General features: G+C 63.0%; 18 protein-coding genes. 13 read left to right on the top strand and 5 right to left on the bottom strand.

Annotation, left to right across the window (positions count from 1 at the left end; all coding sequences use genetic code 11):
- Nucleotides 1-129 precede the first annotated feature (129 nt).
- Nucleotides 130-948, top strand: a complete 819-nt coding sequence (locus C8C89_RS17000) for an AraC family transcriptional regulator (RefSeq protein WP_133991252.1) — start codon at nt 130-132, stop codon at nt 946-948.
- On the opposite strand, the gene C8C89_RS16995 is transcribed toward C8C89_RS17000, so the two are convergent.
- Both C8C89_RS16995 and C8C89_RS16990 read right to left on the bottom strand, forming a co-directional pair.
- Nucleotides 945-1,202, bottom strand: coding sequence for a DUF1488 family protein (locus tag C8C89_RS16995; RefSeq protein WP_101481428.1), 258 nt, complete (start codon nt 1,200-1,202; stop codon nt 945-947). The genes C8C89_RS17000 and C8C89_RS16995 overlap by 4 nt on opposite strands.
- Nucleotides 1,203-1,217: 15 nt before the next feature.
- Nucleotides 1,218-2,369: a HAMP domain-containing sensor histidine kinase gene (locus C8C89_RS16990; protein ID WP_208327714.1), complete on the bottom strand. Its 1,152-nt coding sequence runs from the start codon at nt 2,367-2,369 to the stop codon at nt 1,218-1,220.
- 175 nt (nt 2,370-2,544) lie between these two features.
- Between C8C89_RS16990 and C8C89_RS16985 the strand changes: the two genes are divergently transcribed.
- From C8C89_RS16985 to mntP, 8 genes are all read left to right on the top strand, one after another.
- Nucleotides 2,545-2,862 (top strand): hypothetical protein, encoded by a 318-nt coding sequence (locus tag C8C89_RS16985; RefSeq protein WP_101481429.1) that lies wholly within the window; start codon nt 2,545-2,547, stop codon nt 2,860-2,862.
- A gap of 122 nt (nt 2,863-2,984) precedes the next feature.
- Nucleotides 2,985-4,658 carry a DUF6138 family protein gene (locus C8C89_RS16980; protein WP_133991250.1) on the top strand — a complete coding sequence of 558 codons (1,674 nt, stop codon included), beginning with the start codon at nt 2,985-2,987 and terminating at the stop codon, nt 4,656-4,658.
- A 97-nt stretch (nt 4,659-4,755) separates the two neighbouring features.
- Nucleotides 4,756-5,436: a hypothetical protein gene (locus C8C89_RS16975; protein WP_133991248.1), complete on the top strand. Its 681-nt coding sequence runs from the start codon at nt 4,756-4,758 to the stop codon at nt 5,434-5,436.
- 25 nt (nt 5,437-5,461) lie between these two features.
- Entirely contained in the window at nt 5,462-5,788 is a 327-nt protein-coding gene (locus tag C8C89_RS16970) for a hypothetical protein (protein WP_133991246.1), read from the top strand.
- A 115-nt stretch (nt 5,789-5,903) separates the two neighbouring features.
- Nucleotides 5,904-6,545, top strand: a complete 642-nt coding sequence (locus tag C8C89_RS16965; RefSeq protein WP_133991244.1) for a hypothetical protein — start codon at nt 5,904-5,906, stop codon at nt 6,543-6,545.
- Nucleotides 6,546-6,630: 85 nt separating this feature from the next.
- A complete protein-coding gene (locus C8C89_RS16960; RefSeq protein ID WP_133991242.1) occupies nt 6,631-7,491 on the top strand; it encodes an alpha/beta hydrolase-fold protein in 861 nt (286 codons plus the stop codon).
- Between the two features lie 91 nt (nt 7,492-7,582).
- Nucleotides 7,583-8,437, top strand: coding sequence for an undecaprenyl-diphosphate phosphatase (locus tag C8C89_RS16955; protein ID WP_133991240.1), 855 nt, complete (start codon nt 7,583-7,585; stop codon nt 8,435-8,437).
- A 60-nt stretch (nt 8,438-8,497) separates the two neighbouring features.
- A complete protein-coding gene (gene mntP / locus C8C89_RS16950) occupies nt 8,498-9,067 on the top strand; it encodes a manganese efflux pump MntP (RefSeq protein ID WP_133991238.1) in 570 nt (189 codons plus the stop codon).
- Here the strand turns inward: mntP and C8C89_RS16945 are convergent.
- Entirely contained in the window at nt 9,038-9,976 is a 939-nt protein-coding gene (locus C8C89_RS16945; RefSeq protein ID WP_133991236.1) for an arginase family protein, read from the bottom strand. The genes mntP and C8C89_RS16945 overlap by 30 nt on opposite strands.
- 172 nt (nt 9,977-10,148) lie before the next feature.
- Here C8C89_RS16945 and C8C89_RS16940 point away from each other — a divergent pair, with 172 nt between their 5' ends.
- The 3 genes from C8C89_RS16940 (at nt 10,149) to C8C89_RS16930 (ending at nt 11,186) form a co-directional block, all read left to right on the top strand.
- A complete protein-coding gene (locus tag C8C89_RS16940; protein ID WP_133991234.1) occupies nt 10,149-10,355 on the top strand; it encodes a hypothetical protein in 207 nt (68 codons plus the stop codon).
- A gap of 226 nt (nt 10,356-10,581) precedes the next feature.
- Nucleotides 10,582-10,887: a hypothetical protein gene (locus C8C89_RS16935; RefSeq protein WP_133991231.1), complete on the top strand. Its 306-nt coding sequence runs from the start codon at nt 10,582-10,584 to the stop codon at nt 10,885-10,887.
- 56 nt (nt 10,888-10,943) lie between these two features.
- Entirely contained in the window at nt 10,944-11,186 is a 243-nt protein-coding gene (locus tag C8C89_RS16930) for a hypothetical protein (protein ID WP_133991229.1), read from the top strand.
- Between the two features lie 7 nt (nt 11,187-11,193).
- Here the strand turns inward: C8C89_RS16930 and C8C89_RS16925 are convergent, their stop codons facing one another.
- The gene (locus tag C8C89_RS16925; RefSeq protein WP_101481440.1) at nt 11,194-11,415 is read right to left on the bottom strand and encodes a hypothetical protein; all 222 of its coding nucleotides are present in this window, start codon (nt 11,413-11,415) and stop codon (nt 11,194-11,196) included.
- A gap of 119 nt (nt 11,416-11,534) precedes the next feature.
- Between C8C89_RS16925 and C8C89_RS16920 the strand changes: the two genes are divergently transcribed.
- Nucleotides 11,535-12,275: an SOS response-associated peptidase gene (locus C8C89_RS16920; protein ID WP_243858051.1), complete on the top strand. Its 741-nt coding sequence runs from the start codon at nt 11,535-11,537 to the stop codon at nt 12,273-12,275.
- On the opposite strand, the gene C8C89_RS16915 is transcribed toward C8C89_RS16920, so the two are convergent.
- Nucleotides 12,272-13,450, bottom strand: coding sequence for a DUF418 domain-containing protein (locus C8C89_RS16915; RefSeq protein ID WP_133991227.1), 1,179 nt, complete (start codon nt 13,448-13,450; stop codon nt 12,272-12,274). The two genes, C8C89_RS16920 and C8C89_RS16915, sit on opposite strands and share 4 nt — an antisense overlap.
- Between the last annotated feature and the right edge of the window lie 3 nt (nt 13,451-13,453).

Raw genomic sequence — 13,453 nt, 5'->3', positions numbered from 1 at the left:
TCTCCATTCAGGTGGCGCAGTAAAAAAATGTTGTCCAGGACAAACATCGGGCCATCATCATAGCGATAAAAACGGAAACATTAGTTGCTTTTAGTCTACAATTTATATCTTTCCGTCTCTTTGTTAACCATGGATCGTCTGTCTGCCCTGTTGATACGCATGGAGTTCTCTGCCGACACCTTCTTCGAGGGGGCGTTTTGCGGAAGCAACCACTTTCCGGCCCAGCCGGGAACGGGCCACCTGCACCTGGTGCGGCGGGGACCTGCGACCTTCACCCACGACGATGGCACGCTGCTGCAGGTCGACGTGCCCTCGCTGGTGTTCTATCCGCGCTCGCTGGCGCATGGCCTGGACACGGGCGCCGGCACGGCACGGCTGTTGTGCGCCACCGTCCGCCTGGCGGGCGATGGCGCTGCCGTGCTCGATAAGCTGCCGCCCTGCCTGCACATCCCGCTGGCGCAACTACCGGCCTTGGCCGGCGTGCTCGACCTGCTGTTCGATGAAGCGCAGCTTGGGGGGCTGGGGCAGAAACTGGTGCTCAATCGCCTGTGCGACGTGCTGCTCGTCCAGTTGCTCCGCCATGCACTGACCAGCAAGCTGATATCGGCCTCGCGCCTGTTCGGCGTCTCCGACACGGCCCTCGGCAAAGCCCTGGCGGCCATGCACGACCATCCCGGGCGCCACTGGACGGTGGCATCGCTGGCCAGCCTGTGCGGCATGTCGCGCAGCCGCTTCGCGCGCCAGTTCCACGCGGCCATCGGTTGCCCGCCGGCCGAATACCTGACGGGCCAGCGCATGCTGCGCGCCAAGGCGCTACTCCAGCAAGGCTGGCTGGTGCAGGATGTCGCGCTGGAAGTGGGCTATGCCAGTCAGCCAGCCTTCACCCGGGCCTTCCGCGCATGCAGCAGCCTGTCGCCGCGCGACTGGCTGGCACAGGGAGGCAGCTAGAAGTCGAGCGCCCGCAAGACCACGCTGTTGACCAGCAGATCACGGCTCAGATAAGCAAAGGCCCGCTGGCCGATACGCAGGCGGTGGGTGTCGAAGATGGACAGCCAGTCGCCGCCCTGGCCCTGGTCCAGGCTGCGCAATGCCGTCACGGTAATGCGGCAAGTCTTCCCCGCCCCGAAAACGGCGAGATGGAAGTGGATGGCGTCTCCCGCCGGTTCGAGCGCGACGCTGTCGCGCGGGATGTCATAGGGCATGGCCGCCGCATCCGCTCATGTGACGAAGGTGGCGACAGCCCCGGCATGCCGGGGCAGGTCGATGACGAAGACGCAGCCATGGCCAGGCACGCTGTCCACGCTCAAGGTGCCGCCATTCGCTTCCACGCTGCGGCGGGCAATCGACAGCCCCAGCCCCAGCCCCGTCTTGTTGGCACCGCCTTGCGTAAAGGGCAGGAACATGTCATCTGCGGCCTCCGGCGACAGGCCGGCGCCGTTATCCTCCACTTCGATCCTGATCCTTTCGCCGTGCGCATAGGCGCGCAGCACCACCGTCCCATTCGGTGCGCCAAACTTGAAGGCATTCTGCAGCAGGTTGCCCACGGCGGAAAGCAGCAAATCCTGGTCAGCATAGAGCTGCGGCATGGGAGAGACCTCTTCCACGATCAAGGTAAAGTGCAGCAAGTCCGCTTCCAGCCTGGCTGAATAGCTCAGCTCACTGATGAAGTTGCTCACGGAAAAAACCGTGCGTTGCAAGGTCAGGCCTGCCTCCACCCGCACTTCGGCCAGCGAGCGATCGATCAGGGTACGCAAACCCACGAGGCTGCGGTCGAGCACGGCGCCAGTGGCGCCCGTCACGCCCATGCCGCCCTGCTTGATCGCCGCGACGGCCAGGCCTGCCGTGCTGAGGTGATTGCGCAGCTCATGGGCGAAGAAGCCGATACGCTGGCTCAGTGCCAGTGCCTGCTCGTTGGCGATGAGCACATCGCGCCGCTGGATAAATTCGGAGACAGCTTCGGCAATGCCGTTATCAAGGCAACGGTTCAGTGTCCTGAATTCCTCGACGGCAAATTGCTCACCCAACGCCACGGCAAGATCGCTGACAGCCTGGCACAGGTCGCCATAATCGTGCACCACCTGACTGACGGAATAGCCGAGCGCCAGCAATTGCCCGCCGTGCGTGTTCGCGCTGTCGGCCAGCTCCGATATACCCGCCGCACTACCGTCGGCGGGACCGGAAATGGCCAGGCTTTGCGCCAGTTTGCCCGCCTCTTCCGCTTTCAGGGTACGGATCAGCTGATCCAGGAAGATGGGAATGCCTTCACTTAACTGCTTTTCAGTCGAAAAACGCAGGGGCCGCTTGGCGACTTTGTCACGGCAACGGCGCTCCAGCTCGGCGCGGTTTTCCGCGAGGAATAAATGCATCATGGCGTTTTCGGCAATCTCAATGATTAAGAATAGGCCAGCCTAGCGCGATGACCTTCCAAGCACCGTCTGCTATCGAACATAGTTGCGCGCACGCCCGTCCGGTGCCGTGCAGCGCAGGCATCGGCCATCTCCCTGTGCTATTGTCATCGGATACATAACCAAGCAGGTGCCTCGCATGCCAAACATCGTTACCAGCGTTTCATTCCGTTACCTCGATCCGCGCCAAAAGGAACCGGGCCCGAGCAGGGAATTCATCAACCAGAACATTCTGCTGCCGCCGGGCGCCCATCTGCCGCGCATGGGCGAAGCCATCGAACTGATGCACTGGGACTTGAAGCGCGACATGAAATCCGGCGTGTATTCCGTCCTGTTCATCCACACGCGCATCGCCTTGTTTGATGGCAATGACAAGCCATCGGGCTGGCACAGCACAATTACCGTGGGACCGCTGTCCGACGACATCGACGCGCGCTTCCTCGCCGCTGCCTCCTGACAGCCGTGCGGCCCTTGATGCAGCCAGGCTTGAACACCTAAAATAGTGCTTTATATTAAACATGACCGTGACGGCAGCCGGTGGCGCTGTCACGCGCAATGCAGGGAAAGACGACGATATTGATGAGTACACTTGTAGAGCTGGCAACACAGGAAATGACGGCAGCCATTGACGCCTGGTTCGATGAGCGCCTGCAGCGCACCGACCTGGAGCAATCCGTCAAGCGCACGACCTTGCAAGCGGGCATCTTCAATGACTTGATGCTCGACTACAAGCCAGGGCGCGCGATCGCCGACGATCTCGACCTGGGTTTCGATGACGACGACGCGCGCCCCAGGACGCCGGCCCGCCTTGACGATGCGCAAATACGCGAGGCTGTCGCGCCACAACTGACGGCGCTGGTGCAAGCCCGCCTGGCGCCGCTGGTGGACACGCCGATGATCGACTATCGTTTCACCTGCCGCAGCAAGTTCCAGACGGCGCAGGGCATGCTGCACCTGACGTTGCTGGAATACGTCAACGAGGATAAACGCCAGGCCTTGCTGGAAAACATACACGCGTACATTGAGCAAAAGCTTACGCATGGCAAGCATCCGACGAAGCCACTGGAAACGTTCTTCCTGGCGCGCCACCTGCTCGACCCGCAACTGTTCCCGCAGCTCGACGTGGCCTGGAGCATCACCCAATACGAACGCATCCAGGCCTTGAGCAAGACCCAGCCGGAGGCCCTGGCCAAGCACCGTGCCGACATCATCCGCGCCATCACGCAATGGGCGGAAAACGTTTTCCTCCCGCAATTTTATGACAGCGCGCTATCCGCCTACCGCGCCACGGAATACACCTTGAAAGCGGGTGCGGCGCCGGATGCGCAGGCGCTGCAGCCGATCGACCTGCTACTGTATGGCGCCGTCATGATCCTGCGCCACGAACCGAGCTACGCCAAATCCAGGGGCCTCAAATTCCTGGACATCGCGCGCGAACTGGGCAGCGCACGGGCCGTGCGCATGCTCAAGGAAGGCAGCGGCAGCTTCCCCGATGCCGACATCCACCTGAAAAATGCACTGCTGGAATGCCGTGCCAACGATGTGTTTGCCACCATCAGCATCAATATCGCCAGGGAAGAGGAAGACGCGTATGCGCAGGCGCTGGCATTCATCACGCATTTGCTGAACAACGGTTTCCCGAAAAGCTACCAGATCAAGCTCAAGTCCAAGGTGAAGGAATATCTTCCCTTGAAAGGCCTGGCCAGGTCCGATACGCACCGTTTCTTTGCCAACGCCCTCGCCTATGCGTCCCTGCAGCCGCAACTGGAAGCGTATGCGCGCGCGGCCATCGAAGAATTCGAGTTCTATGCCGACACGGAAGGCGAAAAGAACTGCATGCCCGGCAGCTATGCCACGTTTGGCCTGGGCTTGCTCGACGTACGCTATTTCCCCCTGGTGCAGCACTACATGGCCAACGTCGACGAAGAGCACCAGTCCGTACAGGATCAGTTCACGGCCGCCTTTGCCGAGCGACATGGCGTCACGGGCGACTCCATTGCCGTGCTGGCGGCGTGTCTGCGCGCATGCACGGATAACGCAAAGGTCAGGATCCAGGCAGAACTGGAAGAGGTGGAGAAACTGGAGCTGTTCTGCCAGCAACTGCAGGGGCTGGAAGGCTATCTGGTGGAGCACATGCTGTATCCGGTCTGGGGCAAGCTGGAAAAACTGGCGGCCCTGGCGCGCAAGGCGGAAGGCCGGCGCAAGGAGCTGCTGCTGGCCTTGCTGGCAGCGGCAAGCAAGGCGCACGCCTGAGGTGTGCAACGTTATGACTTTCGCCATATATAATGCGCACGCCTGAGTTGCCCTACAGCATCTTTCGGCGCCTGACATTGAATCGTGGAGAAAATACATGCACAAGCAATTCCCTGCCGCCAGACTGCTGGCCGCCACCTTCGCCGCTGCACTGATGCAGCCTGCCTTCGCCGCCGAGGCGCCAGCCGTGGAGCTGGCGCCGGTCGAGGTGGCCAATCTGTACATCAAGACCATCATCAACCACGATGAAGCCAGCGTCGCCAAGCTCAACGCCTACCTGCGCCCCACCCGCCTGGCGGGCCAACAGAGCGCCGAATACGCGTCGTACAGCGGCTTGAAGGAAACGGACGCCAAGTTTCCAAAGGAAACCGGCAAGCTGATCGCCGACCTGTTCCCCGCCACCATGCGCGCAGCTGTGACGCCGGCGGCCGAACTGCTGGCTGCCAATGTCATCGCCGCCAAGAATGGCGCCACCTGCCAGGCCATCAAGGCAGATCCGGTGACGGTGGAAAACGGCATGCAGACGGCTGCCGTCAGCTTCGAATGCCAGGTCGTCAAGGTGCCCGTGGCATGGGCGGCTGCGGCCCAGCAACTGGCCAAGAGCGGCTGCAAGGTCGAGCAATGCACGGCCGGCCTGCAAAAGATCGCCGCGACCTACACCGGCGCGCCAAAGCAGGCCTGGCGTGCCGTGTTTGCCGTCAGCCGCGAAAAGAACTCGGAAGCCTGGCGCAACGATTTCGCGCGCGAAACCTTCGATGAGATCTGGGAATACCTGTAATCCTGGCGTCGTTTAGAATGACTGGATGAACAAATCGACTCCGGCACCACAGCCCGCAGGCCTGGCCTTGCTGCACCTTCTCGACCCCGACCATGTGGAAGGCGCGGTGGCCAAGCAGGCGCTGGCGCAAGACTTGCCTGCCCTGCACGGCAAGCAACTGCTGGCGCTGCTGCGCCAGCTGCGTGCCGCGCAATCCAACCAGCAGAATTATGCAGGCGCCAGTCCAGCGCAAGCCGAGCAGCAGTTCGGCGCCGCCATCGCCGCCGTCAAGGCGGAGCTGGCCAAGCGCCCGCACATTCTCAACAAGCAAGAATCCAGGGCGCTGCGCCAGGCGGCGGCAAAAAAGCGTTGAGCGAGGCGCAAGCCAGCCGCCAGCAAGGCCATCCCTTGGCCAATCGTGGGCGCAAGCACGCCTGGCCCCTCCTATAATTGGAAGATCTCCTGTTTCCGCTATTGAAAGGCGCCCCATGTCAACACGATTTTCCCGTCACGTAGCCGGCTGCGCCATCCTTGCTGTCTCCGGCCTGGCCGCCATGCAGGCGGCCCATGCCCTGGAGGCGGGCCCCATCGACGCGCGCGCCGTGTGGCAGGAACGCTCGTTGTCGGCCTGCCGCAGCGAGCAATCGCACAGCGCGCCCGACGTCTGCCTGCTGCGCACCATGCAGCGCTCCGGCGCGCGCCCGCAAGCCCTCGCCGCCGCCAGGATGCTGGTCAAGGCGAACAAGGCGGGCTTCATTTCCGCCTGGCGCCCGCTGGGCAAGGCGGCCCTGGCCACCGTCACCTATCCTTTCCGCGCCAACACGAATGAAGGCAGCTTGCTGATCGGCAGCGATGGCGCCGCCATCGACGTCGACGAGGACACCGTGCGCGAGGAAGACCGCGCCACACCGGCCTGGCGCGCGTTTGCCGCCGCCCACCCGGACGCCGTGCCGTTTGCCCCCGCCGATTTTGTCGGCAGCACGGCCGCCGACGATGGAGGCCAGCGCCTGCTGTTTTCCACGCCCCTGAAGAGCTGCCATGCCTGCGCCGACGATGGGGCCCTGCTGATCGCCTATACGGTGGACAAGGCCGGTATCGTGCGCGAACGGGAACTCTTGACGATCAAGTAAGACTGCATCAAAGATAAGATAGAATTGCTTGATGGCATGTCTATACGCGTCCATGCCATCTATCCACTACTTATCACGGGAAAACATGCGCCGCTCTCGCCTTGCACTGCACTTCACTGCCGCCCTGCTGCTGTCCAGCTCCTTCCCTCTCGCCATTGCGGCGCCCACCGCTACCGCCAGCGCGGCCACACCGCTCGTCATTGGCGAAACTTTCAGCATCGATTCGCAGGCGCTGAAGGAAAAGCGCCACATCAATGTGTACATGGCGCGCGCGTGGGATACGCCGCCCGACGCGCCATTGCCCGTGCTGTACATGCCGGACGGCGGCGTGGCCGAAGACTTTTTACACGTGGCCGGCTTGCTGCAAGTATCGGTAGCCAACGGCACCATGCGTCCCTTCATGCTGGTCGGCATGCAAAACACGCAGCGCCGGCGCGACCTGACGGGGCCAACGGACAATGCGGAAGACCGCAAAATCGCCCCCGTGGTGGGTGGCGCGTCCGCTTACCGGGCCTTCATCCGCGATGAACTGATGCCGGAAGTCAAACGGCGCTACCGCACGACAGGCGAAATGGCCATCGTCGGCGAGTCGCTGGCGGGCCTGTTCGTGGTGGAAACGTACTTACTGGAACCGCAACTGTTCGACCATTACCTGGCCTTCGATCCCAGCCTGTGGTGGAACCATGGCACACTGCCGCGCCAGGCGGCGGCCCTGCTGGCCAAGGGCAAGCCAGGCAAGCACAGCCTGTACCTGGCATCCAGCAGCGAAGCGGGCATCGCCGTCGAAGTGCAGCGTCTGTCGCAGGTGCTGGAAAAACAGGCGCCGCCCGGCTTGCAATGGCATCTGGAAAAGATGCCGGAAGAAAGTCATGGCACGATCTATCACCCGGCCGCGCTGAAGGCTTTCCGCGCCGTCTTCAAGCCGCAAGTAGCGGCCAAGCCGTAAACATGGACAAACTGTAATCTGGCGCAGGGACTGCCCGCCGTCACTGGCGGGTAAAATCGTCGGCCCCTCCCCCGCCTGAGTCCCGATACCCATGAGCTTTTTGCAATTGTTTATTCTTTCCATCGTCCAGGGCTTCGCCGAACTGCTGCCCGTCTCCAGTTCCGCCCACGTCATCATGGCGGAAAAATGGATGGGCCTGGACCCCACGTCACCGGAGCTGACCATGCTGCTGGTGATGCTGCACACGGGCACGATGTTCGCCGTCATCGTGTATTTCTGGACATCCTGGCGCGCCACGTATTTCAGCTCGGCCGCCGCCTTCCGCAGCAATGTGCTGCTGCTTGTCGCCGCCACCGCCCTGACGGGCATGGTCGGCTTCGGCTTGCTGAAGGGCATTACCCACATCATGAGCAAGGATGCGCCTGGCTTTGAAATCGAGCACCTGTTCGGCAACGCGAAACTGATGGCTGCCGCGCTGGCCGCTGCCGGCGTGCTGATCATCGTCTCCTCGCGCCAGCAAGCGCGCCAGCATGGCAGCTTATCCTTCGGCAAGGCCATGGTGATCGGCGCCGTGCAAGGCCTGTGCCTGCCCTTCCGGGGATTTTCCCGTTCGGGCGCCACCATTTCCGCCGGCATCGCCATGGGCGTGCCGCAACGCCGCGCAGAAGAATTCAGCTTTGCCCTGGCTGTGGTGCTGACGCCAGCCGTGCTGATCAAGGAAGGCTGGCGCTTTTACCAGGCCGTGGCAAATGGCAGCCTGGACCATCTGGAACACGGTAACAGCCTGCTGCGCCTGCTCGGCCCCAGCCTGCTGGGCATGCTGCTATCCTTTCTGGCCGGCTTGCTGGCGCTGCGCTGGCTGTCTCGCTGGCTGGAACAGGGCCGCTGGCATTTCTTTGGCGCCTATTGCCTGTTTGCCGCCTTGGTGGTGCTGTACGTAGGGTAAAATTGCCGGGTTTGTAATTTGCAACTCACCATCCCAGCCAGGTTTTACCGAAAGCCAACGATGAATTTCGCCGCCACCGCCGCCCTCTCCCTTGCCATGTCCACCGATGCCTTCGCGGCCGCCGTGGGCAAGGGCGCCGCCCTGCACAAGCCGCAATGGCGCGAGGCGCTGCGCACTGGCCTGATCTTTGGCGTCATCGAAGCCATCACGCCCGTCATCGGCTGGGCCTTGGGCAGCGTGGCCGCACCCTATGTGGAAGCGTGGGACCACTGGATCGCCTTCAGCCTGCTGGGCATCATCGGCCTGTTGATGATACGCAATGCCCTCTCCGACGCCGACGAGGACGAAGCGCCGGCCCAGTCGCACTCGTTCTGGGTGCTGGCTGTTACCGGCCTGGCCACCAGCATCGATGCGATGGTGGTAGGCGCGGGCCTGGCCTTGCTGGGCGCCAACATTGTCGTCACGGCCGCCGCCATCGGCTTTTCCACCTTCGTCATGGTCACCCTGGGCGTGATGCTGGGCCGCGTGCTGGGTACGGTGGCGGGCCGACGTGCCGAACTGGTGGGTGGCCTGGTGCTGATCGTCATCGGATGCGTGATTTTATACGAGCATATCGGCCATCCGGCCTGAGGCCTGGGCCGGCGCGAAAAGCTGGCCCAGCAATGTCACCAGCAAGGCGGCGCAACTGCCGTCCGGGTCCTTGTCGGGATCGAACACCGTCACGGTCATGCCGCAGCAGCCGCCACCGTTGCGCACGGCACGCAGGATAGACAGCAAGGCCTCGGGCGCAATGCCGGGACTGCCTGGGGAATCGACGGCTGGCATCAATGTTTGATCGAGCACATCGACATCGAGGTGCAGCCAGAAGCGCCGCGGCTCAACCCTGTCCAGCGCAGCATTGATGCGGCTGGCCACGGCGGCAGGACCGGCCGCGTTGGCGTCAAACACATCAATGCGCGTGATAGCCGTATCATTCACGTCCGGCCAGGCGAAATCGGCATCGCGGTTTTCCCGCTCCCCCAGTTGCACGACATGCTCTTCCGCCACCAGTGGCGCCGTCATGCCGGGCCACTGCGTCATCAGCGCTTCGCCCCGGCCCGTGGCAAGGGCCAGGTCCATGCCGGCCACAGCGCCCAGGCTTTGCGCGGGATCATAGTTACCCGGATGTCGGAAATCGCTATGCCCATCCACATGTACCAGCGCAACGCCGCCAGTACGCCGGGCGCCCGCCAATGCACCCAGCAGCACGGAACAGTCACCGCCTATAACTAGCGGAAATACGCCGCGCGCATGGCTGTCGGCAACACGCGCGGCCAGTTCCAGGTTGAACGCGCGCATCGTCACGCCGTTGTACAGGCGCGTGCCGGGCTGGGCCAGGGGCGTATAGACAGGACGCGGCAGTGACACAATGGCACGCGCGCCCACGGCCGCTGCCAGGTTATTCGCCATCAGCACGGCCGGGGCGCGCCAGGTGCCCGGTTCATGGCCGGGATGCAAGGGCCGCAAGCCAAGGTTGGAAGGAGCAAGAATAATTTCCATGACGACGACTTTACAATCCAGGGTGATGTACGGACACACAGCGTGCCGCCGGACGTCATGATAGCCGCAACGCAGGCCTGGCAGGCGCGCACGACATAAGTGCGGGCATGGACGACGGCCCACTTTGTGCTACATTCATTACTCTGCATTTCTGTCTCGCAAGGTGACCATCATGGAAACTCTGGAGCTTATTTTTGCCTCGCTGGTGCGCGAAACGGCCGAGTCAATACGCGAGCACCACGTCCCTTTCGCCATCAGACAGGACGAGCGCGCCTATTTCGAGTGGATGGACGGGCACCCGATCAATGGCTATATCCAGGAAGCGTATCGGGAGATCGAGGAAACGGCCCAGCAGATCCGCGCCATTCGCGCTGGGTGAGGACGGCTGGCCAGATCGGCTGCGCGGAGCACCTTGCGGCTGGCGATGCTCACCGTACTTTTAATACACTTCTCAGCCTCAAATCAGCGCCGCTCGCTACGCTTGCGACTGGCGTCGATGCGCTAGTTGAACCCTGGCTGACAGTATTGATGCAAATCAAAGACTCGACCGTTCGATGCGCGTAAAAAGGTCTGGGCCACGACAAACAGGTCTGGAGGCGGGAGATATGGATCAGCTACAAAAACACCAGATCAGCGGCTATGAATTTCATGTGGCGGGGGCGCTGGAGAAGGATGGGCGCTATCGGGGCATGATTTTGATCAGCAAGCGCGGCGATACGCAGCAGGTGTATGCCAAGCCCGTGCTGATTGAAACGTCCAGCAGCTTCAAGTCCGTGCATGCAGCCCTGATCGAGGCATCGGCGTACGCCCAGGAACTCATCTATAGCGGCGCCATCACGGCGCTGCTGCCCGCCGATGCGCCGGCCGGCGGCAAGCAGGCCCAACAGCCGCCCGACCTGGTCGGCAATTAACGCGGCGCAAGGAGCGGCGCGTATAATCGCGTTCCCCTTGCTAAGAGTGCTTCACCATGGAATTTGTAAATTTGCCGCTGGTCTTCCTGGTCGGCTGCGCGCTGATCGCCTTGCTGGCCAAGAAGAATGGCTACTCGTGGTACCTGTTTTTCTTCGCGATTGCCGTGCCTGCGCCCCTGTTGCTGCTGGCCTTGCCGCATATGCTGGGCGTGGAGGCCGCTTCGCTGACCTCCGTACGTCTGGGCGCGGCCCTGCTATTCCCGATTGCGGGCCTGTTGCTGGCCCTGCGCAAGCGCTAAAGCCGTTTCAGCGTACCGGCACGCCATCGGCGAGGCTCCAGCCCATCGACAGAGCCACTTGCTGCGCCTCTTTTTCGTTGCTGCAATCGTCATAGTCGCAGGTGTCCGCATACGCGCCGCACGCCTGGTTCTGGCTGACATACGAACCGACCCAGCGGCCATCGCGGCGCTGGCTGGCCGTGGCACTGATGGTAAAACCTTTGTGGATGGTGGGATTTTCAAACGACATGATTCCTCCGATGCTAAAAGCGTCAGCCATCTGACTGGCCTCCACTGTGCGCCACATCCCGCCCGCAGTCTGTACGTTGGCCCACACCCACGCCAGGCGCGCGCCAGCCCGCGTGCGCCATGGCGATCGGGTATGATTTCGCCATGTGTGGACGATTCGATCAAAATGACACGGCGCGCGTGCTGGCGTCTTCCTTCGGCTGGACCGACGCGGTGTTCGACAGCGAGGCTGAGCCGCACCTGAACGTCTCGCCCGGCACCTACCGGCCCGTGATGCATGTCGAGGACGGCGTGCAGCGGGTCGACGACGTCTTCTGGGGTTACCGCCCGGCCTGGGCCGCACAGGCCGTGCCAGCGCCCGGCAAGAAAAAGATCCCCATCGCCATCAATGCGCGCCTGGAAAAACTCGCTGGTGCCTACTGGAAACCCTTGCTGCGTGCAGGGCGCGGTATCGTCTGTGTGTCGGGCTGGTACGAATGGACGGGAGAAAAAGGCAGCAAACAGCCCTGGCACATCCACCGCCGCGACCGAGCGCCGCTGTTCCTGCTGGCGCTGGCCCATTTCGGCCCCTGGAAGTTCCGCCGCGAGGACGCAGGTTTCGTGCTGGTGACGGCCGACAGCCTCGGTGGCATGGTCGACATCCACGACCGCCGACCCGTCGCCGTCAGCCGGGAAGACGCGCACCGCTGGCTCGAGCCGGCGCTCATTCCCGAGCAAGCACTGCACCTGGCACGCAGCTGCATGCTCGATACGGCGTTATTCGAATGGCATGCTGTGGATAATCCGCTCGTGCCCGCTGCCAGGGCCAAGGCGCCGCCAGCGGCTGCGGCGCAAGGCGCGTTTGACTGGGGAACGGATTAAGGCAGGCGCGCCAACCTGCGCCACAGCGCCTCCATCGGTCCCTGGCGGAAGTATTGCAGCCAGTAACGGCTGAACAGCACCTGCCCCGCCATGATCACTACCGCCAGTCCCAGCATCTCGGCGGGACGCAAACGGGCGCCCCAGCCCAGGCCCGGTCCCTGCAGCAGCCAGGTACCGATCAAGGATTGCAGCAAATAATTGCTCAGCGCCATGCGTCCCACGGGCGCCAGCCATGCGCCCAGCCAGCGCAGCATGAAGGGGCCGGCCAGCATCAGCGCCGCCACATAGCCGGCCGCCAGCACAGGGCCACCCGCGAACAGGCCCACTTCGAACAGGGCCGTATCGAAAACGGTTTGATACGGATCAGCCACTTGCCAGGCGATGGCGCCCGCCGCCAGCAGGCTGAACGGCAAACCCACGCCCAGTCCGACGGCACACACGCGGCGCCACAGGCGCTGGTGGCGCTGCGGCTGCGTCAGCCAACCACAACGCACGGACAAGATGCCCAGCAGGAACAGCACGATAATATGCGGCAGCATGACAGCGGCGTACAGCAAGGAGACGAGGAAATCGTTGGCGCGCAGCCTGGCCACGGCCCACGCGCCGCCTTGCGTGTAAATGGCGTGGCGCTCCGCAAAGCCTTGCAGATCGCGCGCGATATCCGGCGCGCCGCCCTGCTGGCCCACGGGAATCAGCAGGCACAGGAATAGCAGGAAGCCGGCGGCCACCAGCCAGGCGCGGTTGCGCACGCGGCTGAGCCTGGCTGACGCCAGGGGCAGGATCAGCATCCCGGCGACGGCATACGAAGTCAGCACGTCGCCGCTCCAGATGCAGAAACCGTGCAGCAGGCCGAATGCCAGCAGCCAGCGCAAACGGCGTCGATAAGCCGTTTGCGCCGCTTCCCAGCTGCCCAGTTGGCGTTTCAGGGAACGCGTCTGCAGGGCAAAGCCGGCGCCAAACAAAAAGGCAAAGATGGGATAAAACTTGAATTGCGCCAGCGCCGCCACCGAAAAAATGACGAGCTGGTCGAGCACGGGCGGCTGCGCCGGCAAGGTGCCGTAGCGCAAGGAAATCGTGCCCCAGGCAAAGCCCCAGATATTCACCAGCAAGATGCCAAACACGGCGATGCCGCGCAGCACATCGAGCTGCAGCAACCTGCCGGGCTTGGCGGTCACGGC

Source organism: Janthinobacterium sp. 75 (assembly GCF_004365495.1).
Taxonomy (GTDB): domain Bacteria; phylum Pseudomonadota; class Gammaproteobacteria; order Burkholderiales; family Burkholderiaceae_D; genus Janthinobacterium.
Note: the sequence above shows the minus strand (reverse complement) of the source record. Positions and strands in the feature narration are given on the sequence as shown.